Origin of the sequence: Weissella sp. LMG 11983 (assembly GCF_025908495.1) — a bacterium.
Classification (GTDB): domain Bacteria; phylum Bacillota; class Bacilli; order Lactobacillales; family Lactobacillaceae; genus Weissella; species Weissella fermenti.
Window position 1 is genome coordinate 288680 of the sequence record NZ_JAOZFD010000001.1, and the last position, 23494, is coordinate 312173.

Here is a 23494-nt window from a genome sequence, read left to right on the forward strand (position 1 = left end):
GAAAATTTAGCCTCAATTCGGGCAATAGGATTGGTACCGAGAGGAAAACTAGAAAAAGAAAAAATTAAGTTTGCTCTTATGATGAGATTCCGGACTAGTTTTTCTAGTTTGGTAAAATATCATCATAGGAGTATTTTTATTTATGGTTACAGGTTATGAAGAGGACTTTAAAAAGTCCATCGTGGAGATGGTTAAAGCGGGCCGTCGGCCCGATGAATTATCCAAGGAATACGGTCCTTCAGCCAATTCAATTCCAATTATCCACAAAAATTTGGTACAGGGGCACCGCATCACACGCGTTCTGAGTGCTTTGAAAATTCCAATGTCCACTTACTCTGACTGGATCCATTGGGAGCCGAGCGCACAAGAAATACAACACAACAAATTGAGAATTGCCGTCGAATCAATTTACACAGCCAATAAAGGCATTTATGGTTATCGACGAATTGCTAAAACCATGCGCGACTTATTCAAACTAGCAATCAGCGACCGCTTTGTATGGCAATTGATGAGTGAAGCTGGCTTGAAATCGCGTATGCAAAAGCGATATAACAAGCCTACAACAGTCAATGACAAAGATCAGATGCCAAATCTCATTATCAATCTGGATGACCTAAGTGGCGTAATTACAACTGACATTACGTATATCCAGTTGACCGATAAGACATGGGTTTACATGGCTAGTGCATATGATCCGGAAGACCGTAAGGTGCTGTCGTATCGAATTGCAGATACGATGACAGCTCAACTAGCAACCTCAGTAATCGTTAAGGCGCTAAGACGAGGTGAAAAACCACTGTATGTGCATAGCGATATGGGAAGCCAGTATACCAGCGAATTGTTTGAAAATACACTGGAGTCCATAGGTATTAGGCACTCTTACTCCCGTAAAGGGCACCCTTACGATAATGCCCGCATCGAAAGTTTTCACTCGTTACTCAAGAGGGAGCTGATCTACCAACAGGATTTCGAGAGTATCGCTGATGTGCAAGCCGCTGTTGGATGGTACGTCAACTGGTATAACAACAATCGTATATCACTCCGTGATGCCGCCTAGACCAATTTCTAGATGACATAAACGCGATTATACAAATTTGCCTATACACCGGCGTTTACAAGCACTGACTTTGTGAAGTCCAAAAATCACTCTGACAAGTGCTTATTTGCTATACCCTCAGACTTGTGAAATTCAACAAAATCCAAACTAGACCACCGTAACTCCATAGCCTCCGGCAGGCACAGGGGCAAAACCCCGGACCCCATTAAAAAATGACCCAAAATCTGTACGAAATCAGGTCATTTTGAAAAATTTTCGTGGTACGAGCCCTAGCGGGCTCTAAAAAGAGGTCCGGAGTCTTGACATCAGAGCCGGAATACGGATAACTTGTCTGCTTTCTATGGGAATCTTTAATTCCATATACTCCGTCACGTTTTATGGAGTCCACCCAGATTCCAAGCGTTGATGATCCCTTAATTCCGAATTTCTTGCGTATTTCAACAGTCGGTACACCTTTGAGGTACAGAGAAACTGCTTCTATTTGAATTTCTTTTGAAAACATACAAAAACCCCATGAGTTAGATTTGCTCCAACTCATGGGGTTCAGTTCACGGCGCCACGGACTGCGTTAACATCTTTTAACTCCGTGGTTTCTTCTACTAACGATGTAGGTAGGAGACCTACATCGAAATCAGGTATAGGCAACCCCAACAACTTAGCAAGACGACCCGCAACAAGTTCGTTAAACAAAAACTTACCATCATAATCGTCATGAATATATTTCATTACATACTGTTTATGATCTTCAGCTTCGACTCGAACGGGGCGTGTCATCCCAACCCTCATTATTTCGTAAAATTTGATAACCCGTTTCATGTCCCATCCTCGTATACAAATATACCCCATACTACCATATTTCACGCATTTAAAGTGCTAATGAGCTTACCAAAAGCGACGAAAAGCAAAAGCATCTCATAATAAGCATTACTTTTATGATTATATTTTAAAAAAGAGCTAGTCCAAGAAAGACTAGCTCAAAAAGTTCCAAGCGAACTGAAGGTTTCAAATTGTTGGTCCCATCAGTCCCCATAACTGGCGTAAACGCCGGTCTGACAGCACTCAAATTACTTTGAGAACTTAGCTTCGTGGAACTTCTTCATGATGCCTGCGTTAGACAACAAGTTCTTAACAGTATCTGATGGTTGAGCACCGTTGTTCAACCATGACAATACCAATTCTTCGTTCAACTTAACTTCGGCAGGCTCAACCAATGGGTTGTACGTACCAACAGTTTCGATGAATCGACCATCACGTGGTGAACGTGAGTCAGCAACTACCACACGGTAGAATGGGCGCTTCTTTGAACCCATGCGCTTCAAACGAAATCTTAACAGCCATGTTTATTTTCCTCCAGTTGTTTTTCTACAAGAATTATAATAACAGTTTCTCGAGTGCCTGTAAAGTGTTTTTCCTTTACACGTTGAAATTTCTTCAAAAATCAACGTTTTGGCGGTCTCGAGGCGCTACTTCACTTGCAATAGGTTAATATTTTAGCGCACTCTGTGAAAAATTTAAATAGAAAACAACCACTTTCAGCTATTCAACGATAATATTATCAGTTAAATCACGATAAGCTTGCGTCGCATGCAACGACGTGTACGCTTGATTCAGATCGACATCCACCGTTCGACCATCCATAAACGTTACCGATCGTTTTGTTCCGTCAATAAATTTTAAGGTGATGAGTTTATTGCCGTCGCCGTCAAGCAGCCAAGTCTCACCATTCCCCTGGGGCGATGCATATAGCTTCGTATCATCACCCACGGTTACCCCAGCAGATAACATCATCAAGGCGATACGTTGTTCCATCGTCAAATGTTGAACATTTGGATCAACTTTAACTGGTGTATCGGCTAATTTTAGCGGTTGCGCGGAACCAATTTTAATCGGCAAAGCCTTTTTTTCATCATGGGTGACAGTTACTCGTTGTGCCTCCGCACGGCGCTCTTTAATTTCTAACCCGCCAATTGTCAGTCCAACGCCTACCATCCCCAAAAGCAGCCCCATGCTAAACCACCTGCTTGCTTCCTTCAATTGTATCTTTTGTTTCATACGCACGTACCATTTCAAAAAAATAAGCTCAGTCGCCTGAGCCTATCTAGCTTATTTTGCAATAACTTGTTCAGCCGTTACTTCTGAGGTCGACATTGTCGTTAATACTTCAGATGTAACCAAATCACTACTTTGTTGTGCAGCAATAGCTGTTGTTTCCAACGCTGTTACAACACCAGCAAATAGCAACAAACCAAACACCAATACTAGCGCCGTAGCAATCGTTCGCGTGCGCCGAGCATGTGTGACACGTGTTTCCATAATCGTATTCCCCCTAGATATGTCCTAACTTTATTTATTACAGTTAGTTTACAACTAGATAACGACGATTGCTTTTCTAAAGCGTTAATGTAAATCACTTAATTTATGAATTTTTGAAAACGTTTTCAAAAAATAAAAGACCCGATTATCACCGTCGCGACAATTGAGCCTTTTGCAAATTGTGATCACAATAAGTGAAACAAACCCATGCGCATGAGTTTATTTCGTCGCTAGCGGGTGATCGATGTTTATAGTATCGCTGATAGGTGCGATATTTTCAGGATGAAACTGTAACGATTTTCTGAACAAAACGCCGACAAAAAAGGCCAGAGATATAATCTCCGACCTAATTGATTACTTCTTATTCTTCTTAGCTAGCATTTGCTCACGCAACATAGCTACCTTATCAGCCTTTGAAACGGCACCCTTCTTTTCAGATTGGTACTTTACGTTCATGGCTTTCGTCTTATCATCTAGTAAATAACGACCCATAATTAACGACGCTTCTTCTTATTCTTTTGAATACGACGAGCCATTTGCTTCATCGCCATGTTTGCCATCTTGCCCTTTAGGCCACCGCCCATACCAGGCATTCCACCTGGCATTCCTGGCATGCCGCCACCCATGGCACCCATCATTTGTTCCATGCCGGCCATGTTACCGTTCATCATACCGCTCATCATCTTCTTCATTTCATTGAATTGCTTAATCAAACGGTTAACTTCAACAACTGGACGCCCAGCACCAGCCGCCAAACGACGACGACGTGATGGGTTCAACAAATCTGGGTTCTCACGCTCAGCAGGTGTCATTGACATCACAATGGCCTTAATGTGCGCCATATCCTTAGGGTCAACCTTTACGTTGGCCAAAGCTGGATTATTAGCCATACCTGGAATCATCTTCAACAAGTCTTCGATTGGTCCCATGTTTTGCACTTGATCCATTTGGGCAATGAAGTCGTTAAAGTCAAACGTGTTTGACTTCATCTTTTCCATTGTCTCGGCTGCTTGCTTTTCGTCAAAGTCCTTTTGGGCCTTTTCAATCAACGTCAACAAGTCACCCATACCAAGGATACGGCTGGCCATACGATCTGGATAGAAGACATCCAAATCAGCCATCTTCTCACCTTGACCGACGAACTTGATTGGCTTACCCGTAACGGCACGAATTGACAAAGCCGCTCCACCACGTGTATCACCATCCAACTTGGTCAAAACAACACCAGTAACGTCTAAGCGCTCGTTAAAGCCTTCAGCCGTTTCCACTGCGTTTTGTCCAGTCATGGCATCGACAACCAACAAGATTTCATCTGGGTTAGCGATTTCCTTAACGTCAGCCAACTCTTGCATCAACGCTTCGTCGATTTGCAAACGACCAGCCGCGTCAATGAAGACGTAATCTGACTTCAATTCAGCCGCCTTGGCCAAACCTTGGCGCACGATTTCACGTGGATCAGCGTCTGTTCCCATTTCAAAAACAGGCACATCAATTTGCTCACCCAACGTCTTCAATTGATCAATGGCAGCGGGACGGTAAACGTCGGCTGCAATCATCAATGGACGTGCGTTCTTCTCGTTCTTCAACTTCAAAGCTAGCTTTCCGGCCGTAGTCGTCTTACCAGCTCCTTGCAAACCAACCATCATGATAACCGTTGGAATCTTGTCAGATACGTTCAATGGCACATCTGACTCACCCATCATGGCAGTCAATTCATCATTAACAATTGACACAATTTGTTGGGCAGGATTTAACCCATCCAACACCTTAGCACCAGCCGCTTTTTCACGAACGTTACGAACAAAGTCCTTAACAACCGTGAAGTTAACGTCGGCTTCCAACAATGCTAGACGAATCTCGCGCATTGTCTCGCGCAAGTCCGCATCTGTCACCTTTCCCTTGCGACGCAATCCGCTCAAGGCATTTTGCAATCGCTCCGTCAAACCTTCAAAGGCCATGGTTTACTCCTCTTCTAATGTCACCAAACGCTCAGCTAAATGAGTTAGCTCAGCATCATTGGGATACTTTTCTTGAATATAGTCGTTTAATTGCTCGGCCGCAGCTTGGCGCTGAAGATAATCGGCAAACAAGTGTAGCTTGGTTTCATAATCTTCCAGCAATTGTGTGCTGCGCTTTAGATTATCATACACGGCTTGGCGTGAGACCTCAAATTCTTCAGCAATCTCACCTAGCGAATAATCATCAGCGTAGTACAACTGCAAATAGTCGTTTTGCTTAGACGTCAGCAATGGTTGATAGAAATCAAACAAGGCATTCAAGCGCGTGTTCTTTTCTAGCTCCATTACTTCTCATCCTCCAACAAACTACCAAACAAACTCTTGGCAAAGTCATCGGCGTCAAACGGTTGCAAGTCACCAACTTGTTCACCAAGTCCAACCCACTTAACCGGCAAGTGTAGCTCGTTTCGAATTGGCAGGATAATACCACCCTTGGCAGTACCATCAAGCTTCGTCAAAACGATTCCCGTCACATCAGTTGAATCCTTGAACAAGCGTGCTTGTTGCAAAGCGTTTTGACCTGTTGTCGCATCCAAAGCCAACAAAACTTCTTGTGGCTCATTTGGCAACTCACGCGTGATAATGCGCTTCATCTTAGCCAACTCTTGCATCAAGTTCACGTTATTTTGCAAACGACCAGCCGTATCAACAAACAACACATCAGCGTTTGTCTCAATAGCTGTCTTCACACCGTCGTACACAACTGAGGCCGGATCAGCATTTGGCTCACCAGCGACAACTGGGATATCATTACGCTCACCCCAGGCTTGCAATTGTTGTGTGGCACCAGCACGGAATGTATCCGCAGCTGCTAACAATACCTTCTTGCCTTCAGCCTTATAACGAGCAGACATCTTACCAATCGTCGTCGTCTTACCAACCCCGTTAACACCAACGAACAAAATAACCGTTGGGCCTTCAGGAGCGAAGTGCATTGATGCATCTTCATTAACACCTTGTGAACGATAATGATCAACCAACTTATCAACGATGACACGTGAAATATCGGCCTTGCTCTTGGCGTTCTTCAACTTAACTTCATCGCGCAACTCATCCGTCAATTGCAACGCTGTTGCGGCACCGACGTCAGCCCCAATCAACGTTTCTTCCAAATCTTCGAAGAAATCCTCGTCAACTGAACGGAAGTTGGCCATAAAGGCATTCCAACGCTCCGACCAAGTCTTACGTGTCTTCGTCAAGCCCTCATCCAAGTTAGTTTCCGAAGTCACTTCAGTAACTGGCGCTTCAGCCTCAGAAACAACCTCTGGTTCTACAACCGGTTCAACTGTTTCCGTTTCAGCTTCTGGTTCAGCCACAACAGGTGCGACCTCCTCATGTGTAGGCAACACAATCTCAACCGCTTGATCGGCAGTTGGTTGCAACACTTCAGCCGCTAGTGTTGTTGGCTCAGCTGGTGCTTCTCCATTTTCCCATGTGCTTGGGTACAACACTTCAACTTTGACAGTTGGGGTTTCAGGCTTTTTCTTAAAAAAATCAAACAATCCCATTGTTCATTTCCCCATTAATTTTCTGCTAGCGTATTGTCTAGCTCTTGCAAGTTAACCGATACCATCGTTGAGACACCTGGTTCTTGCATAGTAACACCGTATAGCACATCGGCATTCGTCATCGTACCCTTACGGTGAGTAATCACAATAAATTGGGTACGATCATTAACTTCATGCAAATAATGTGCAAAACGGTCAACGTTGGCTTCATCAAGCGCGGCTTCCGTTTCATCCAAAACCGCAAACGGTACAGGACGAACTTCAAGAATTGCAAACAGCAAGCTAATCGCCGTTAGCGCCTTCTCACCACCAGACAAAAGACTCATTTGCTGGAATTTCTTGCCAGGTGGCTGAGCCTTAATATCAACCCCTGTGGATAACAGGTGTTCTGGGTCAGTGAGTTCGAGCTTTGCTTGACCACCACCAAACATCTTAACGAAGATTTCTGAGAAGTGCGCTGCAATTGCATCAAACGTTTCCTTGAAGCGCGTTTCAACTTCTTCATCCATCTCTGACATCGTTTGGCGGAGGTTATCTTGGGCGTCAATCAAATCAGTTTGTTGTTGCGTCAAGAAGTCATAACGCTCCTTAACTTCAGCATACTCTTCAATTGCGTTCAAGTTAACGTTTCCGATTTCAGCCAAGCCTTGTTTCAACAACTTCAATTGTGTTCGAATGCTGTCAATTGGCATATCAGACATTTCAGCCTTCGCAAACTCAAATGACGTGTCATACGTTTCTTCCAGTGCACGCTCGCCATTTTGAATCGCAGCACGCAACTCTCCTTGACGCCCGCTCAACTTACTTAGCGTTGACATGGCATCAGTTTGGGCTTCTTGTGCTTGGACAAGCATCCCCTCGGCCACATTGATACGTTCATTCAAATCAGCCAGCTTGTCCGTCAATTCAGCCAACAAATTAGTGGTTGCTTCCTTGTCAGTGTTGGCCGTTGCCAATTCAGCTGACAAACGTTGTTGCACGTCGCTTTGATCAGACGTTAAATCAGTCATTTGTTGTTGATAATTGTTCAAACGGGCTTGTTCGGCTTCAATTTGTTCAACAATATCTTCGTGACGCACTTGGGCGGCTTGCACATTTGCTTGGGCTGTTGCCAGCTCAGCACGCAATTCCGTCAACTCAGTATCAGCATCTGAAATGCGGGCTAACAATTCCGTACGTTCATCGGTCAATTCAGTTAATTGCGCTTGCAACTTAGCTTGCTTGTCCGTTAAGTCAGTAACTTCAGACGCATTCTCAGCAACCATTGTTTCGTGATCAGCCGTGCCTGAGTTTGAAACATTAAACTCATAACTCAAGGCTGTCTTCTCTTTTTGCACTTGGGCCAAACGTTCTTCAGCAACTTGTAACTTAGCTGTTGCTTGTTGGGCACGTTCATTAGCCGTTAGCACCTTAGCTTGTTGCTCGTTAAATGCCGTCGTTACATTTTGCAACTCCGCATCAATTTCACGAACCTGGCGTTCCAAAACCGCCGTTTCATCATGCAACGTCGCAACTTGCGCCGTCAGTGTTTCCACTTCGTTTTGTTGTGAAAGCAATCCGTTACCTTGGTTACGATTTGCCCCACCAGTCATTGATCCACCGGCGTTCATCACTTGACCATCAAGAGTTACAATGCGGACACGTTGTTGCAATGCGCGAGCCATCGGCACTGCCTCGTCCATCGACTTAGCAATCACCGTCGTACCCAACAAGTTTTTCACAACCGTGTTATATGTGACATCCGTCTTCACCAAGTCAGCCGCAATGCCGATAAAACCAGGTTGGTTTTGTGCAGTCTCAACTTGTCCCTGTTGCAATTCACGTGAACGAATCGTTGACAATGGCAAGAATGTGACACGCCCTAAACGATGTTCCGTCAAGTAGCGGATAGCTTGCTTACCAACTTGTTCACCAGTCACAACCACGTTTTGCAACGCACCACCAAGGGCTGTTTCAATCGCCGTTTGGTGAGGTGCTTCAACTGAAATCAATTCAGCCAAAACCCCATGAATGCCTCGGAAATTATCCTTGGCCTTCATCAAGTTACGCACACCTTGGAAATAGCCATCATAGTTTTCTGACAAGCGACTCAACGATTGCAAACGCGTTGACAATCGTTGATCCTCTTCCATCTTGCTAAACCATTCCTGGCGTTGCGCCTGACTTTTCGCTTCAAGATCCTTACCAGCGTTTTGCAAGCGAACGAACTCAGCTTGGGCATCTGCCAAAACAGCCGTTGCTTCGTCAACCTCGGCTTGAGCATCCGTCACGTTAGCTGTTGCAGTTGCAATTTGTTCATCTAGCAACGTACTACGTTGTTGCAAACGTGCCGATTCAGCATCATTACGTTCATGTTCTTGCGCCAAGTATGACTGCTGATTCTTCGCCGTCGTCAACGCCTGCATCGCATCAACCAAGTTCGCACGAACTTGCTCGATTTCCTCACTAACCGCCGCTTCTTGTTGGCGTGGATGTGAGGCTGTCAATTCAGTAATCTGCAAACGTAATTCGTCTGCGGTTTCTTTTTGACTAGCCACCTTCTTTTGACGTGTTGCTTCCGTGACCTTCAAATCAGCCAAACGCGATTCAACCTGTGCAATTTGTGCCTTTAATTCACGTGTCGCATTTGAACGATTTGCTGAACGCTCAGCTTGCAACTTTTGCTCACCGCTCAATTGCTCAACCGCAGTCGTCAACGCCAGCAACTTGTCTTGCGCTTCTTGGCGGGCTGTTTCTGCTTGTGTGCGCTCATCCTTCATCGCCGTCAACGAGTCCGTCTGTTGCTTCACAACTTTTGCTTGTTCATCACTAGCTTGTTCAGCCCCAGCCAACTCACGGGCGATTTCAGTTTGCTCATTGTACCAATCAGTTAGTTCCAATACCAATCGTGATTGGTCCAACTTATCAAATTGCTTCTTGGTTTCAAGATAATCTTGCGCCTTCGCTGATTGCTCAGCCAATGGCTCAACGCGTCCTTCCAATTCATACAAAATATCTTGGACACGATTCAAATTTTCTTGGACGCCAGTCAGTTCTTTTTCAGCCTTGTCCTTGTTTTGCTTGTACTTATAAACACCTGCGACATCTTCAATAATCGTTCGTCGGTCTTCAGGCTTAGCACTAAAAATGCTCTCCACACGGCCCTGCGAAATGATTGAGAAACTTTCGCGTCCCAATCCAGAATCCATGAACAACTCATGGATATCCTTCAAACGTACTGTCGTACCGTTAATTTGGTAACGTGAATCACCATTTCGGTAGAGCGTACGGGTAATTCGAATTTCAGAATATTCTGAATTCAAATAATGGTCGGTGTTGTCGAATGTAATCGACACTTCCGCACGGTTAAGTGGCGCGCGTTGTGCCGTTCCGCCAAAGATGACGTCAGACATTTTGTCACCACGCAATCCTTTGGCAGATTGTTCACCCATAACCCAGCGAATCGATTCGATGATGTTTGATTTACCAGAACCATTCGGTCCAACAACCCCTGTGATTCCTGGCATAAATTCAATCTTGGTACGATCGGCAAATGATTTAAATCCACCAATCTCCAATGTTTTTAATTTCATACCGATTCCCTAGTTCTTCGTCAAAGTTTGATAAGCTGCACGAGCGGCTGCCTTTTCGGCTTCCTTCGTTGACTTTCCCTCTCCAGTCGCCAACGCTTGCTCGTTGACCGATACCTCAACCGTAAAGATTTGTTCATTGTTCTCAACTGGGCGTTCAGATATCTTTGTGTAAGCAATCTTTACGCTACCATGACGTTGCAAGTGTTCTTGCAACTTAGACTTGTAATCGACGAATTGATCGTAGAACCCTTCATCAATCTTCGTGAACATAATTTCACCAAGAAAGTTCATGACAACCTCTTGACCCTGGTCCAGGTACAAGGCGCCAATAAATGCTTCCCACAAATCTTCGAGCAATGAATCACGGTTTCGTGCGCCGGACAGTTCTTCACCACGTCCCAGTTGGACATATTGATCAAGATGCAACTCACGTGACAAAGCTGCAAAAGCGCGAGTTTGGACCATAGAAATTCGCAACTCTGTCAATCGACCTTCATCCCAATCTGGATAACGCTTGAACAAGTACACCGCCGTTGATTGTTGCATAACCGCATCCCCAAGGAATTCTAGGCGTTGGTAATCGCGACCAGTGTAATTTGGATGTTCGTTAATATAGTTTGCTTGTGTTAGTGCCTCCTCCAATAATGACACGTCATTAAAATGGATATTATGGGCAAGAGCTAATTCTGCTTGAAGTTGTTTAAACATAAGCCGTCCTTTCTAGATATACTAGTCAATTATACCAGAGAAACCGTTGGTATAACGACGTTTTTTGTTGTGTCACAAGATTGAAAAAAGGCAAGGTGAACTGAACCCCAAAAATTGGAGTGAAGTTTAAGCAGATAACTGGTCGGAAAGATTTCGGTATTGAACCGGAGTTTTTCCGGCCAGTTTTGTTTTTATCCGCTTGTTGTTGTAGTAATAGACATAGTTAGTTATGGCGGACTTTAATTCGTCATAGCTTTGATAGTGGTTGTTATGTACCGTTCCTACCTTCAAGATGTGGAAGATACTCTCAGCCATTGCGTTATCTAGGCATGTCGCTTTGCGACTCATGCTTTGGAACACACGGTTAGTCTTTAACCGTGATACATACTCATAATTTTGATACTGGAAACCTTGGTCAGAGTGAATTGTCATTCGATAATTCAACTCTGGTCTGTTTTCTAGCAGCTCATCTAACGGCTGTGTGACAAACTCGACGGTTGGATTTAAATCGATATTCCAAGTGAGAATTTCACCACTATAAACGTCGATATATGCAGTGAAATAAGCACGTTCTGCCATTGTGCCTGATCCCCAGCGAACTTCCGTGACGTCAGTGAGAACCTTCTGATATGGACGGTCCGTTGTGAACCGACGGTTAACACGATTTGGTGATATGTGACCAACAGTGCCAGCGTAAGAATTGTACTTCCGTGTTAAACGTTTGAAAGCAGTACAGAGAAGCCCATTGATCTTCATGATTTTCAGCACAACCTTATGGTTGGTATTGAAGCCACGATTACTAAGTTCTTGTGTGACACGACGATAACCGTAGTCGGGGTTATCGTCACGAATTGATGTAATCGCATCGATCAACTCACGTGGATACTCCTTGTACGCACGCTTGCACGAATCGTGATAACTACTGCTAGACATCTCAGCTACTTGAAGAAGCAACTTTAATTTGCACTTCAATTCTTGCCTTAGCACAGTGATTACTACCGCTTTGTCTTGGTTTGTAATTTTTTCTTTTCCTGTGCTAAGGCCTCTAGTTTTTCCAGATAGGCCACCTTGATGCGAAGTAGTTCGTTCTCTTCTTCAAGCTTCTTAATCTTGTCGTGTTCTTGCTTATTCATGGTTTGGTTCCGCCTTCGTTTATCAGGTTTTAGACGACCGGATTCCAACGCGCGTTCCCACTGCCAAATTTGAGCAGGAGTCCGTATACGGAACTTCTTCGCTGCTACAGGTAGAGAAGCGTGATGTTCTAATCGCCATCTTATAACCTTGATTTTAAAGGAGTATGAATAGTTTGTCTTGCTTCGACTTGGATTATTAAGACCTTCGATCCCAAGCATCTTAATGTTGGTTAGCCAATTAAGAATGGTGGCGTCACCTTTGATTCCAAACTTCTTCCGTATCTGCTTAGGTGGCACGCCTTTCAGATACATACTAACTGCTTCAAGTTGTACTTCCTTTGAAAACATAACAAAACCCCGTAAGTTAGATTTACTCCAACTTACGGGGTTCAGTTCAATGAACACTCGAAGTGTCCTTGCCTTTAGTTTACAAATATTAAACGCGTGCTGCGATGTAATCAACAGTATCGTTGATCGTAATCAACTTTTCAGCGTCTTCGTCAGAGATTTCTGCACCAAATTCGTCTTCCATCTCCAAAACCAATTCAACAAAGTCAATTAAATCAGCATCAATATCAGTCAAAAAGTTCAATTCACCGGTTACCTTAGCTGGGTCCAACTCAAAGTGGTCCGCAACCAATTCGATAACCTTATCCATGATTTCTTGTCGTTCCATTATTCCGTTTCCTATTCGCATATTTAACGTTAATTAGTGTAACGCTATTCGGCCGAACCGTCCACTTCATTCTCTGGACGAGCAGACAAATCTTCCTTATGGTCAGCAACGAATTGCTGTACCTTACCAACCAAATCAGCTTCCAACATCGTGTGGATTTGCTTCATCGTGTTGGCAACGGCATCAGGACCAGCTGAACCGTGCGTCTTAACAACGGGTGCGTTAACACCGATAACAACGGCACCACCGTGTTGTGAGTAGTCCAAACGTGATTGGATACCCTTCAACGCTGGCTTCAACATGGCACCAGCCATCTTCGTCTTCAAGCTACCGTTCATGATGGTATCCTTGATCAACTTCAACATTGACAATGCTGTACCTTCGATTGACTTCAAAGTTGCGTTTCCTGAGAAACCATCAGCAATCACAACATCAGCAGGTCCTTGCAAAACGTCACGTGCCTCAACGTTTCCAACGAAGTTCAACAAATTCTTGTCTGAGCCATAACGCAACAATTGGTGAGCTTCCTTGTGGACTTGGTCACCCTTGTCTTCTTCAGTTCCGTTGTTCAACAAACCAACACGGGGTTGGTCGTAACCCAAAATTTCGTGGGCATAGAATGAACCCAACACACCATATTGGTACAAGTGAGCTGGACGGTTTTCAGCATTAGCACCCATGTCCATCATCACGAAGGCATCGTGAGGACCATCAAAGGCTGGCAAAGCCGTCATCAAAGCTGGACGATCAATTCCCTTGATACGACCAACGATAAAGATACCGGCTGCCAACAAAGCACCAGTGTTACCAGCTGAGAAGACAGCATCAGCATCACCATTCTTAACGGCTTGCGCAGCCAAAACCAATGAACTTTGCTTCTTACGACGGATTGACTTAACTGGCTCATCAGCCATAGCAATAACTTCATCAGCCTGGACCAACGTCAAACGCTCTTCGTTCTTAACGAAAGGCTTTACCTTATCCAATTGACCAAACAACAAAAACTCTGTGTCTGGCATTTGGTCACGCGCTAGTTCAACACCAGCAACGATTGCTTCAGGGGCGTTATCACCACCCATTGCGTCAATGGCAATCTTAAACATCATTAAATCCCTCTCGAATTCAAAAAATAATTACTAAAATAAATGCTAGAACAAATCTAACACACTTTTAGGAGTGGGTAAAAGTAAAAGGCGTATCTTTTTTAATCAAAATTACGATATCGCGCCATTGTTTCTGACAGCATGTCAGCCAACGGGGCCAATTCCGGATCTTTATCCCAATCAGGCTTAGAAACAATCTCAATCGCTTCCTCTTGTGCAACGGTCATCATCGCCAAATCCGCAACGGGATCACCGACACGGAATTCAGGCACGCCAGATTGACGATTACCAAGAATATCACCAGCTCCACGAAGTTCCAAATCCTTTTGGGCGAGCACGAAACCATCAGTTGTTCCCACCATCGCTTCCATGCGATCAATCCCGTATTGGGTTTTCGGATCACTAATTAGGAATGTGTATGACTGACGGCTGCCTCGTCCAACGCGCCCGCGCAGTTGGTGTAGCTGCGACAATCCAAATCGGTCAGCATCCAAAATCAGCATAACCGTTGAATTCGGTACGTCAACACCGACTTCGATAACCGTAGTTGAAACCAACACTTGGAACTCATTCGCCTTAAAGGCGGCCATCACATCTTCTTTTTCTTGATTTGATAAACGGCCGTGCAACAAGCCAACCTTATACGTTGGTGAAAAGTACTCAGACAATTCAGCATACACCGCTTCAGCATTTTGCACATCCAACGTTTCCGACTCTTCAATCAACGGCGTGACAACATAAGCCTGGGCCCCTTCTTGCAGCTGTGACTTAATAAACGCAATGGTTTTCTCCATTTCATTACTACGTAGCCAGTACGTCTTAATTTGCTTACGACCGGCTGGTAATTGGTCAATGATAGAAACGTCCATCTCACCATACGCTGTAATCGCCAGCGTTCGTGGAATTGGCGTCGCTGTCATTGCCAGAATATCGGGATTCATGCCGATTTCACGTAACGTTGCACGTTGTTGTACACCGAAACGGTGCTGCTCATCGATAACCGCCAAGCCAAGATTTCTAAACGCGATGTCCGGTTAAATCAAAGCGTGGGTTCCGATCAAAATGTCGATATCGCCATTTTCCAAATCTTCCAAAATTTGGCGACGAGCAGCAGCCTTAGTTGACCCTGTTAGCAGTTCAACGCGGACCTTTTCAGGATCGAAAAAGTTGCCAATTGTTTTCGCATGTTGTTGCGCCAAAATTTCAGTCGGTGCCATCAAGGTCGCTTGCATCCCGGCAGTAATCGCTGCATACATGGCCAAGGCCGCCACGACCGTTTTACCAGAACCAACATCTCCCTGTAGCAAACGATTCATGTGAATTGGACGCTTCATATCACGCACAATTTCATTCACCACACGCTTTTGAGCATCCGTTAGTTCAAATGGCAACGTCGCAATAAACGCCTTTAGCTCATCATTATTAAATGCAATCGCGCGGCCACGGTTATCGCGGTCCATCGACTTGATTACTTGCAGGCGCATTTGAAAGACAAAAAACTCTTCAAATGACGCACTGCGACGTGCTTCAGTCGCAACCTGACCATCAGTTGGCGCATGCATACCAAACACCGTGTCATGATGATTCATGAGCTTATACCGGGTGCGCAAATTACTTGGCACGATGTCTGTGCGTAATAATTCGCCATACTTGCCCAAAGCTTGGATAATCAAATCTTTAATTGTCTTGGCCTTGATTTCCTTTGATGATGGATAAACAGCTTCCATTTCATCATCACCATTACGTGACATTAATTTAATGCCAGATAGACTTTGACGCGTTTTGTCATACGTGCCATGCACCGCAACTTCTTGGCCGATTTCAAGATTTTTACCAATCCATGGTTGATTGAAAAACGACACCATGATTGTGTCATGTTCAACCGTCAAACGGAAGCTTGTACGTGTCTTCTTATACCCGAAGCGGTTAACCACGGGCGGCGATGTCACAACGCCTTTAAACGTTACTTTTTCGCCATCTTGCGTTTCGGCAGGCGTTTTCATCGCTAAGTCGTTATAGCGCATTGGATAGTAGCCGAGTAAGTCATCGATTGTGAAGATGCCCAATTTATTCAGCGCTTGCACACGCTTTGGACCAACACCATCAAGCTCATCAACTAAATCTAATAAACTAGCCATGCTTAACACCTTCCTTTCTGATGTAACATTATACCGCAAAATTAGGTTTTACTGAATATCGGGTTTAGACTTTGCATGGTCAGAATTTCTGCAAACAACACAACGAACTTTAAAATCAAGGTGAGGCTGTTTCCAACTTGCCCATAAATAGCTTTGAAAGCCAGCACAGCTTGCTTCATACAACTTTCCCCGATAAGTTATGGAAACGTTATGACGTTTACGTACACTGACTGCATACAACCCATTGTATGCACAGTGAAATTTATGGAGGATATATATGCGATATTCAAATGGTAACTATGAAGCATTCGCGCGACCACGTAAGCCGGCTGATGCTGATACGAAGTCCGCTCACATTGTCGGTGGTGGCTTGGCTGGTCTAGCTGCAGCGGTCTTTTTGGTTCGTGATGCTCAAGTGCCTGGCAATCAAATTCACATCTACGAAGAACTCTCCATCCCCGGTGGTTCACTCGATGGTGACAACCGTCCGAACGTCGGCTTTGTAATTCGTGGTGGTCGTGAAATGGAAAATCACTTCGAAACGATGTGGGACATGTATCGTTCGATTCCGTCTTTGGAAATCGAAGGTGCCTCATACTTAGATGAGTTTTATTGGCTAGACCAAGATGATCCCAACTCATCTAACACACGTCTCATTTACAAGCGCGGTCAACGCGTGCCAACCGACGGTAAGTACGAACTTGATGACAAAGCAATGGAACTCGTAAAGCTTGTCATGACGCCTAAATCAAAGTTGGGGCGTCAAACGCTTGAAGATTTCTTCACGCCTGATTTTTTCGAGAGTAATTTTTGGAGTTACTGGGCAACTATGTTCGCCTTCGAAAAATGGCACTCGGCGGTCGAAATGCGTCGTTACGCGATGCGCTTCATTCACCATATTGATGGGCTACCTGACTTCACTGCGTTGAAATTCAACAAGTACAACCAGTATGATTCCATGGTTTTGCCAATCATCAAGTACCTGGAGTCACATGGCGTAAACTTCATCTACAACGCCCAAGTCACAAATGTCATTGTTGATGTACAAGCAGATAAAAAGACTGCTAAAGAGCTTTCGGTGACAATTGATGGCACGGAGAAAACAATTCCGTTAACAGCTGACGATTTGGTCTTTGTCACGAACGGTTCAATCACTGAGAGTTCAACTTACGGTTCACACCATCAAGCAGCACCGGTTTCAAAGGCACTCGGTGGTAGCTGGCGCTTGTGGCAAAAACTCGCTGCCCAGTCTGATGAATTTGGTCATCCTGAAGTCTTTTGCGAGAACCTGCCGGACCGTAGCTGGTTTGTTTCAGCAACAGCAACTATCAAGGTGCCTGAAATCGAACCTTACATTGAACGGCTCACAAACCGCAGTCTCCACGATCACAAGGTTAACACTGGTGGCATCATCACCATCACTGATTCAAATTGGATGATGAGTTTCACGATTCACCGCCAACCTCATTTCAAGACCCAAAAAGAAAATGAGACGGTGGTTTGGATTTACGGTTTGTACTCTGATACCAAGGGAAACTATGTTGATAAGACAATTGTGGAAGCAACTGGTGAGGAAATCACACAAGAATTGCTCTACCACCTTGGCGTGCCCGAAGTCAAAATCAAAGAACTGGCTAAGCAAGAAAACGTCAATACGGTTCCGGTGTACATGCCATTCATCACGTCATACTTCATGCCACGTGAGGCCGGCGATCGCCCGGCCGTTGTGCCTAACGATTTAGAAAATTTGGCTTTCATTGGTAACTTCGCTGAATCACCTAGTCGTGACACCGTCTTTACGACCGAATACTCAATTCGCACGGCCATGGAAGCCGTTTATACATTAATGGACGTTGATCGTGCAGTTCCCGAGGTCTACGGTTCAGTATTCGACATTCGCGAATTACTAAAAGCTTTCTACTACATGTCAGATAAGAAGAAGCTCGACGAGATGGACCTACACATGCCAAAGCTCGTTAAACTTGCTCTTAACAAGAAAATCAAAGGCACTTGGATTGAAGAGTTGTTAGCTGAGCAACATCTCCTTTAATCCGGGGTTAAACTTGTAAGAAGTAGTTTTCCCTATTCATTGAACCGTGGATGTAACTCGAAGATAGACAAGAACAACTTGACTGCTGACCTGGGCCTGGGGAATTTCGGAGCGATTTTCTGTGGGACAGAGAAGCCCGACCCGACCGCTGCCCGTCTATGCACCAAAATACCAAGTTTCCAGTTTGGTGCATGCGACCGGCAAGGGAGCCACGGGCAGTGCTCGCGGTTGGGCGTGTCCCGCAGAAAATCTTTGTCGGAGAAATTCCCCAGGCCCAGGTCTCGACGCAACGCGTCGACACTAACATCACACTAAATGCTATGCAAAAAAGCGCCAACACATTCGGAATCCCGAGCGTGTTGGCGCTTTCGTATTTAGTCTTTTACTCGACTGACATCAAGATTGGGTACAATGGCTGGCCACCATCGTGAATCTCGAATTCCAAATCTTCGTCGATTGCCAAACCAGCTTCTTCAAGCTTGTTAGCATCGTCTTCAGATGACTCTTGACCGTAGTATACCGTCACAAGTTCTAAATCCTCGTCAATCATCTTACCTAGCAATTCAACTGCAGCTTGGTGGATATCAGCATTTGGTACTGATACGACGATTTCGCCGTCAAACAAACCAATTGCGTCACCTGAGTGAATCTCCAAACCGTTCAACGTCGTGTCGCGGACAGACGTCGTTACGGCACCAGACTTCACATCACCCAAAGCAGCAGTCATTGCTTCAGCGTTGTCTTCGAGCGTTCCTTCAGGGTTGTAACCCAAAACAAGCGCCGTCAAACCTTGTTGGATTGTACGCGTACGCACAACCTTAACTGGTACGTCAGCAATTTCAACTGCTTGGTCAGCGGCCATGAAGATGTTACTGTCGTTAGGCAAAATCAACGCTTCCTTAGCGCCACTTTCCTTAACGGCATTCACCAAGTCTTGTGTAGATGGTGCTTGCTCAGCATCAATGACAATCGTTGCACCTGATGAAGCAAACAATTCCTTGATTCCCTCACCAGTAGCCGTCGTAATAACTGCCAAATCAACTGCAGGCTTTTCAGCTTCAGCCTTTGCCTCAGCTTCCTTTTGGGCTTCAGCCGCAGCAGCAGCTTCAGCTTGTTGATCACGCATGTTATCAACCTTAACCTTACGCAATGAACCGAAGTGTGTTCCCCAGTTGATAACTTCACCTGGGTCTTCAGTGTGCACGTGCACCTTTACAACTTCATCATCGTTGATAACCAACAATGAGTCACCCATGGCTGCCAAGTGCTCGTAGAACTTGTCGTAATCAAATTCTTGATCGTAAGTCGTTCCCTTTGCAATATCAACCATGATTTCCGTGCAGTATCCGAATTGGATATCTTCAGGGTTCAAGTCACCTTGAACACCGGCGTTGTGCAAAGACATCACCATCGCGTCCAAAGCAGCGTTATCAATTTCAGTCGTGATTTCTTCACCTGACAAAACGGCGTAGAAAGCTTCCAAAACGATAACAAGTCCTTGACCACCTGAGTCAACAACACCGACTTCCTTCAAAACAGGCAACAAGTCAGGCGTAGATGCCAAAGCCTTTTCAGCAGCGTCCAAAGTTTCCTTCATGACAACAACTGCGTCATCTGACTCCTTTGCCGCACGGTTAGCTGCAGCAGCGGCTTCGCGGATAACTGTTAGGATTGTTCCTTCAGTTGGCTTCATAACAGCCTTATAAGCCGTCTCAGCACCACCCATCAAGGCGTCAGCCAAATCACGAGCTGACAACGTCTCCTTGTCGGCAATCTTAGCCGCAAATCCACGGAAGATTTGTGACAAGATAACACCTGAGTTACCACGAGCTCCCATTAGCAAGCCCTTTGACGTTGCTTGTGCCAAGGCTCCCAAGTGCGTGTCCGTTTCGTTACGTTCGTACTCAGCACCACTTGCCATTGACAACGTCATGTTTGTTCCTGTGTCACCATCTGGGACTGGGAACACATTCAATTTATTAATTTTTTCCGCGTTATTCTTCAGCGCATCCGCTGCCGCGTTGATCATCTTACCAAATTCAACGTTGGTAATAGTCGTTACAACTTCCACTTTTCTCAACTCCTTATAACTAGGTTTTTAGTCTCCTAGCATGCGCACGCCTTGTACCGTTACATTAACTTCGCTAGCAACAATACCAAGCATGACATTCAAATCGTTTTTTACACGAGCTTGGACGCTCTTTGAAATTTCAGAAATTTTCATACCGTACCCAACAATGATGTGGACGTCGACAACAACGCCGTTATCTTGTTGACGAACAACGACACCCTTTGAAAAGTTGTCGCCATTCAAAATTTGGTTAACACCATCGCGTAGTGGGTTTTGGCTGGCCATACCAACAACACCATAGTTGTCAGTAGCTGCGCCCCCAACGATTGTCGCAATGACCTCGTTTTCGATTTCAATTGCACCTTGCGTTGTTTGAATCTTAACTGCCATCTTGTATGACCTCCGTATAAAACTATATCTATTCTACCATATCGTAGCGTAGAAATAGGTCCTTATAGCCAATTTCGTTATACCCTGAACAAATACCGTGTATAAAGAAAAAAGCCACCGTAAACGGTAGCTTTATCTATTAAACACGCTCAATTGAACCGTTCTTCAAACCAGCCTTCAAAGTACGAGCTGACAAGTACACCTTCTTAGGTGCTGAACCGTTAATCTTAACCGTCACCTTTTGCAAGTTTGGCTTCCAGCTACGACGGCTTGAGTTAAGGGCGTGTGAACGTTGGTTACCGAAGCGAGTACGCTTTCCGTTGACTGCATCAACTGCCATATGTTTATCCTCCAATCTTAAGCTCTTTTAATTCAGTGCTTTTATTTACTTGAATAATAATATCAAACCCTTACTCGATGTGCAAGGGTTTTGTGTAAAGTATTTTTACTTTACACGATTAAACTGTGTCGGAATTGCGAATTAATCGCCTGTTTGACCAGTCAAGTCCCGACTTTCAATGACCGCAACCATCCCCGACTCAAACGAAAAATGATTAACGTCGCCGTCAAATTCATTCGATGAGAACGAGAATGGATTACCTTGCCAGTTAGTTAGTTTGTACTTTTCATCAATTAAAGTCAAGCCTGTAACTGGCGTTAGTGGCATAAATCCCAAATATTTCATACCCGGTGTGTGCGTAATCGTGTGTGTGCCAGGTAAATAGAACGACACGCGATTTGTCCGATCAATCAAAACGACTTTCGTTGCCAATTGTTGAAAACGTGGCTGCGTAAAAATCCAGATATTAGACAGTAACTGATCGAGACGGCCACCCGTTGCCCCATATATTTCAATCAGGTCAGGGGCTAGCTCTCGTTCAACAATATCTAGTAGCAATTCCGTGTCCGTCTCGTCCTTTTCCGGCTTGGCGCTCACAACCCGAGGCAGCTGCGCCAACGTTTGTTCACGTTCGCTCGGTGTCATCGAGTCAAAATCGCCAACCGTCAGCACGGGTACATGACCTAAGGCTAACAAACGATGTGCGCCACGATCAGCAGCCGCCCATGGACCGGCTAACGTTCCCTGTGCGAGTTCATCCGGCCATTCCGAGATTGGGCCACCGACTAGTAAGCGCAAGCGTTCCATTAGTCTGACGTCACTTCCTTCAAACGGGCAATCTTAGCTGCTGGGTCAACCTTGTCAAAGACGTATGAACCAGCAACGGCAACAGTTGCCCCAGCTTCGTAGGCCAACTTAGTCGTTTCGTCGTTGGCACCACCATCGATTTCGATGTCGTAGTCATAACCCTTTTCACGCTTGATTTCAGCCAAACGGGCAATCTTCTCCAACGTCTCAGGCAAGAACTTTTGTCCACCGAAACCAGGGTTAACCGTCATCACCAAAACTTGGTCAACCATGTGCAAAACAGGCTCGATAGCAGCCACTGACGTACCAGGGTTGATAACAACTTCAGCCTTGATACCGTGGTTCTTGATTTGTTGCAAAGCTCGGTGAATGTGTGGCGTTGCTTCGTAGTGCACACCGATAATATCTGAACCAGCTTCAGCAAAAACGTTAATGTAGCGTTCTGGTTGCTCAACCATCAAGTGAACATCCAAGACCATGTCGGTTACAGGACGCAAAGCCTTAACCCACGCTGGACCGTAAGAAATTGATGGTACAAACATACCATCCATAACATCGATGTGAACAAATTCTGCCCCAGCAGATTCAATCAACTCGATGTCCTTTTGCAAATTAATGTAATCTGCAGACAAAATTGATGGTGCTACCTTAATCGTCATCTCAAAAAACCTCGTATTTTTCTAGTGCTTCTTATCGTGTTTATTATAAACCGGGCGGCGACCCTCAATCAAATCGTAAAACAACTTGTAGTTGTCGTAACGTGATTGCATGATTTGACCAGCCGCCAATGCTTCCTTCACTGCGCAACCAGGTTCGTTCAAGTGAACACATCCTCGGAAACGGCAGTTCGGTGATAATTCATTAAATTCGCGGAAGTAACGTGTCAAATCACGTGCTTCCATGTCGAACACTTCAAATGCTGAAAATCCTGGCGTATCAGCCACAAAACCACCAAACAGCTTAATCAAGCCAACCTGACGGGTCGTGTGACGTCCACGACTCAACGCTTGTGAAACTTCACCTGTTGCTAGGTCCAATTCCGGTGCAATGTGGTTAAGCAACGTGCTCTTACCAGCACCAGTTTGTCCCATAACAACTGACAACTTATCGCTCAGCATGTCTTTAACAGCCGTCAAGCTTGGCTCGTCAAAGGCCTTTTCTGGCAAAATCACTTGATAACCAGCTTGGCGATAACCATCAGCAACCGTCACCATTTCAGCCATTTCTTGTTCATTAAGCAAGTCGGTCTTAGTGAAATAAATAACCGGTTCAATATCTTTTTCTTCAAGTGCGACCAGTTGACGATCAAGCAAATTACTTGACCAATCGGGCATCTTAACTGCCGTCACAACAATCGCTTGATCAACATTAGCGACTGGTGGGCGTACCAAACTGTTATCACGCTCATCAATATCCAAAATATATCCTTCAGACTGACTATCGGCACTAAAAGTTACCCAGTCACCAACTAAAGGCTTCATGTCACGTTTACGGAAATTACCACGTGCTCGTGTACGGAATAGTTCTCCGTCATCAGTTAACACGTCATAAAAACCTGCCAACGCTAATTGAATTTGTCCATGATAGTTTGCCATTTACTCTCCTATATT

24 protein-coding genes and 1 pseudogene are annotated in these 23494 nt (G+C 44.9%); 2 read left to right on the top strand and 23 right to left on the bottom strand.

Annotated features, from left to right (window positions below; all coding sequences use genetic code 11):
* The first annotated feature begins 142 nt into the window (after positions 1–142).
* Positions 143–1057 (top strand): IS3 family transposase, encoded by a 915-nt coding sequence (locus tag OIT45_RS01570; RefSeq protein ID WP_264339785.1) that lies wholly within the window; start codon positions 143–145, stop codon positions 1055–1057.
* Between the two features lie 205 nt (positions 1058–1262).
* On the opposite strand, the gene OIT45_RS01575 is transcribed toward OIT45_RS01570, so the two are convergent.
* The 17 genes and pseudogenes from OIT45_RS01575 to OIT45_RS01655 form a co-directional block, all read right to left on the bottom strand.
* The gene (locus OIT45_RS01575; protein ID WP_264330211.1) at positions 1263–1559 is read right to left on the bottom strand and encodes a transposase; all 297 of its coding nucleotides are present in this window, start codon (positions 1557–1559) and stop codon (positions 1263–1265) included.
* Positions 1560–1600: 41 nt separating this feature from the next.
* A complete protein-coding gene (locus OIT45_RS01580) occupies positions 1601–1873 on the bottom strand; it encodes a HipA family kinase (RefSeq protein ID WP_264339786.1) in 273 nt (90 codons plus the stop codon).
* A gap of 248 nt (positions 1874–2121) precedes the next feature.
* Positions 2122–2391 (bottom strand): 30S ribosomal protein S16, encoded by a 270-nt coding sequence (rpsP, locus tag OIT45_RS01585; protein ID WP_264340012.1) that lies wholly within the window; start codon positions 2389–2391, stop codon positions 2122–2124.
* A 202-nt stretch (positions 2392–2593) separates the two neighbouring features.
* Positions 2594–3109 carry a hypothetical protein gene (locus OIT45_RS01590; RefSeq protein ID WP_199404939.1) on the bottom strand — a complete coding sequence of 172 codons (516 nt, stop codon included), beginning with the start codon at positions 3107–3109 and terminating at the stop codon, positions 2594–2596.
* Positions 3110–3160: 51 nt separating this feature from the next.
* The gene (locus OIT45_RS01595; protein ID WP_135797486.1) at positions 3161–3370 is read right to left on the bottom strand and encodes a hypothetical protein; all 210 of its coding nucleotides are present in this window, start codon (positions 3368–3370) and stop codon (positions 3161–3163) included.
* A gap of 354 nt (positions 3371–3724) precedes the next feature.
* Positions 3725–3862: a hypothetical protein gene (locus OIT45_RS01600; protein ID WP_003609076.1), complete on the bottom strand. Its 138-nt coding sequence runs from the start codon at positions 3860–3862 to the stop codon at positions 3725–3727.
* 2 nt (positions 3863–3864) lie between these two features.
* Positions 3865–5328: a signal recognition particle protein gene (ffh, locus tag OIT45_RS01605; RefSeq protein ID WP_135797483.1), complete on the bottom strand. Its 1464-nt coding sequence runs from the start codon at positions 5326–5328 to the stop codon at positions 3865–3867.
* Between the two features lie 3 nt (positions 5329–5331).
* Positions 5332–5673, bottom strand: coding sequence for a putative DNA-binding protein (locus tag OIT45_RS01610; protein ID WP_135797482.1), 342 nt, complete (start codon positions 5671–5673; stop codon positions 5332–5334).
* On the bottom strand, positions 5673–6896 hold the full coding sequence (gene ftsY / locus OIT45_RS01615; protein WP_199404940.1) for a signal recognition particle-docking protein FtsY: 1224 nt from the start codon (positions 6894–6896) through the stop codon (positions 5673–5675). The genes OIT45_RS01610 and ftsY overlap by 1 nt, the downstream gene beginning before the upstream one ends.
* A 14-nt stretch (positions 6897–6910) precedes the next feature.
* A complete protein-coding gene (gene smc / locus OIT45_RS01620; protein WP_199404941.1) occupies positions 6911–10468 on the bottom strand; it encodes a chromosome segregation protein SMC in 3558 nt (1185 codons plus the stop codon).
* Positions 10469–10477: 9 nt separating this feature from the next.
* Positions 10478–11176 (bottom strand): ribonuclease III, encoded by a 699-nt coding sequence (gene rnc / locus OIT45_RS01625; protein ID WP_199404942.1) that lies wholly within the window; start codon positions 11174–11176, stop codon positions 10478–10480.
* Positions 11177–11302: 126 nt separating this feature from the next.
* Positions 11303–12163, bottom strand: coding sequence for an IS3 family transposase (locus OIT45_RS01630; protein WP_264329905.1), 861 nt, complete (start codon positions 12161–12163; stop codon positions 11303–11305).
* An 8-nt stretch (positions 12164–12171) separates the two neighbouring features.
* Positions 12172–12657, bottom strand: a complete 486-nt coding sequence (locus tag OIT45_RS01635; protein WP_264329904.1) for a helix-turn-helix domain-containing protein — start codon at positions 12655–12657, stop codon at positions 12172–12174.
* Between the two features lie 88 nt (positions 12658–12745).
* Positions 12746–12985 (bottom strand): acyl carrier protein, encoded by a 240-nt coding sequence (gene acpP / locus OIT45_RS01640; protein WP_264339787.1) that lies wholly within the window; start codon positions 12983–12985, stop codon positions 12746–12748.
* Positions 12986–13029: 44 nt separating this feature from the next.
* Complete coding sequence (gene plsX / locus OIT45_RS01645) at positions 13030–14088, bottom strand: phosphate acyltransferase PlsX (RefSeq protein ID WP_003609094.1); 1059 nt, start codon at positions 14086–14088, stop codon at positions 13030–13032.
* Positions 14089–14189: 101 nt separating this feature from the next.
* Positions 14190–16226 (bottom strand): annotated as a pseudogene (recG, locus tag OIT45_RS01650) (ATP-dependent DNA helicase RecG).
* Between the two features lie 41 nt (positions 16227–16267).
* Positions 16268–16405, bottom strand: a complete 138-nt coding sequence (locus OIT45_RS01655) for a hypothetical protein (protein WP_199404141.1) — start codon at positions 16403–16405, stop codon at positions 16268–16270.
* A gap of 98 nt (positions 16406–16503) precedes the next feature.
* On the opposite strand from OIT45_RS01655, the gene OIT45_RS01660 reads away from it, so the two are divergent.
* A complete protein-coding gene (locus tag OIT45_RS01660) occupies positions 16504–18276 on the top strand; it encodes an oleate hydratase (RefSeq protein WP_264339788.1) in 1773 nt (590 codons plus the stop codon).
* 382 nt (positions 18277–18658) lie between these two features.
* Here OIT45_RS01660 and OIT45_RS01665 read toward each other — a convergent pair whose 3' ends face one another.
* The 6 genes from OIT45_RS01665 to rsgA all read right to left on the bottom strand — a co-directional run bounded on the left by OIT45_RS01665 (position 18659) and on the right by rsgA (position 23479).
* Entirely contained in the window at positions 18659–20347 is a 1689-nt protein-coding gene (locus tag OIT45_RS01665; RefSeq protein WP_264339789.1) for a DAK2 domain-containing protein, read from the bottom strand.
* A gap of 27 nt (positions 20348–20374) precedes the next feature.
* The gene (locus OIT45_RS01670) at positions 20375–20737 is read right to left on the bottom strand and encodes an Asp23/Gls24 family envelope stress response protein (RefSeq protein WP_003609109.1); all 363 of its coding nucleotides are present in this window, start codon (positions 20735–20737) and stop codon (positions 20375–20377) included.
* A 139-nt stretch (positions 20738–20876) separates the two neighbouring features.
* Positions 20877–21077, bottom strand: a complete 201-nt coding sequence (gene rpmB, locus OIT45_RS01675; RefSeq protein ID WP_003609111.1) for a 50S ribosomal protein L28 — start codon at positions 21075–21077, stop codon at positions 20877–20879.
* Between the two features lie 141 nt (positions 21078–21218).
* Positions 21219–21884, bottom strand: coding sequence for a thiamine diphosphokinase (locus tag OIT45_RS01680; RefSeq protein ID WP_199404138.1), 666 nt, complete (start codon positions 21882–21884; stop codon positions 21219–21221).
* Positions 21884–22543 carry a ribulose-phosphate 3-epimerase gene (gene rpe, locus OIT45_RS01685; RefSeq protein WP_199404137.1) on the bottom strand — a complete coding sequence of 220 codons (660 nt, stop codon included), beginning with the start codon at positions 22541–22543 and terminating at the stop codon, positions 21884–21886. The genes OIT45_RS01680 and rpe overlap by 1 nt, the downstream gene beginning before the upstream one ends.
* Positions 22544–22564: 21 nt before the next feature.
* Positions 22565–23479: a ribosome small subunit-dependent GTPase A gene (gene rsgA, locus OIT45_RS01690; RefSeq protein WP_003609115.1), complete on the bottom strand. Its 915-nt coding sequence runs from the start codon at positions 23477–23479 to the stop codon at positions 22565–22567.
* Positions 23480–23494: the final 15 nt, after the last annotated feature.

Bases quoted from the DNA above. Each gene is read 5' to 3' on its own strand.
- ftsY (WP_199404940.1), bottom strand. From the start codon at position 6,896: ATGGGATTGTTTGATTTTTTTAAGAAAAAGCCTGAAACCCCAACTGTC.
- rpmB (WP_003609111.1), bottom strand. From the start codon at position 21,077: ATGGCAGTTGATGCAGTCAACGGAAAGCGTACTCGCTTCGGTAACCAA.
- OIT45_RS01655 (WP_199404141.1), bottom strand. From the start codon at position 16,405: ATGAAGCAAGCTGTGCTGGCTTTCAAAGCTATTTATGGGCAAGTTGGA.
- OIT45_RS01635 (WP_264329904.1), bottom strand. From the start codon at position 12,657: ATGTTTTCAAAGGAAGTACAACTTGAAGCAGTTAGTATGTATCTGAAA.
- OIT45_RS01600 (WP_003609076.1), bottom strand. From the start codon at position 3,862: ATGGGTCGTTATTTACTAGATGATAAGACGAAAGCCATGAACGTAAAG.
- OIT45_RS01670 (WP_003609109.1), bottom strand. From the start codon at position 20,737: ATGGCAGTTAAGATTCAAACAACGCAAGGTGCAATTGAAATCGAAAAC.
- OIT45_RS01595 (WP_135797486.1), bottom strand. From the start codon at position 3,370: ATGGAAACACGTGTCACACATGCTCGGCGCACGCGAACGATTGCTACG.
- acpP (WP_264339787.1), bottom strand. From the start codon at position 12,985: ATGGAACGACAAGAAATCATGGATAAGGTTATCGAATTGGTTGCGGAC.
- OIT45_RS01575 (WP_264330211.1), bottom strand. From the start codon at position 1,559: ATGTTTTCAAAAGAAATTCAAATAGAAGCAGTTTCTCTGTACCTCAAA.
- OIT45_RS01590 (WP_199404939.1), bottom strand. From the start codon at position 3,109: ATGAAACAAAAGATACAATTGAAGGAAGCAAGCAGGTGGTTTAGCATG.
- OIT45_RS01570 (WP_264339785.1), top strand. From the start codon at position 143: ATGGTTACAGGTTATGAAGAGGACTTTAAAAAGTCCATCGTGGAGATG.
- OIT45_RS01680 (WP_199404138.1), bottom strand. From the start codon at position 21,884: ATGGAACGCTTGCGCTTACTAGTCGGTGGCCCAATCTCGGAATGGCCG.
- rpe (WP_199404137.1), bottom strand. From the start codon at position 22,543: ATGACGATTAAGGTAGCACCATCAATTTTGTCTGCAGATTACATTAAT.
- rsgA (WP_003609115.1), bottom strand. From the start codon at position 23,479: ATGGCAAACTATCATGGACAAATTCAATTAGCGTTGGCAGGTTTTTAT.
- rnc (WP_199404942.1), bottom strand. From the start codon at position 11,176: ATGTTTAAACAACTTCAAGCAGAATTAGCTCTTGCCCATAATATCCAT.
- OIT45_RS01660 (WP_264339788.1), top strand. From the start codon at position 16,504: ATGCGATATTCAAATGGTAACTATGAAGCATTCGCGCGACCACGTAAG.
- ffh (WP_135797483.1), bottom strand. From the start codon at position 5,328: ATGGCCTTTGAAGGTTTGACGGAGCGATTGCAAAATGCCTTGAGCGGA.
- OIT45_RS01580 (WP_264339786.1), bottom strand. From the start codon at position 1,873: ATGAAACGGGTTATCAAATTTTACGAAATAATGAGGGTTGGGATGACA.
- OIT45_RS01610 (WP_135797482.1), bottom strand. From the start codon at position 5,673: ATGGAGCTAGAAAAGAACACGCGCTTGAATGCCTTGTTTGATTTCTAT.
- plsX (WP_003609094.1), bottom strand. From the start codon at position 14,088: ATGTTTAAGATTGCCATTGACGCAATGGGTGGTGATAACGCCCCTGAA.
- smc (WP_199404941.1), bottom strand. From the start codon at position 10,468: ATGAAATTAAAAACATTGGAGATTGGTGGATTTAAATCATTTGCCGAT.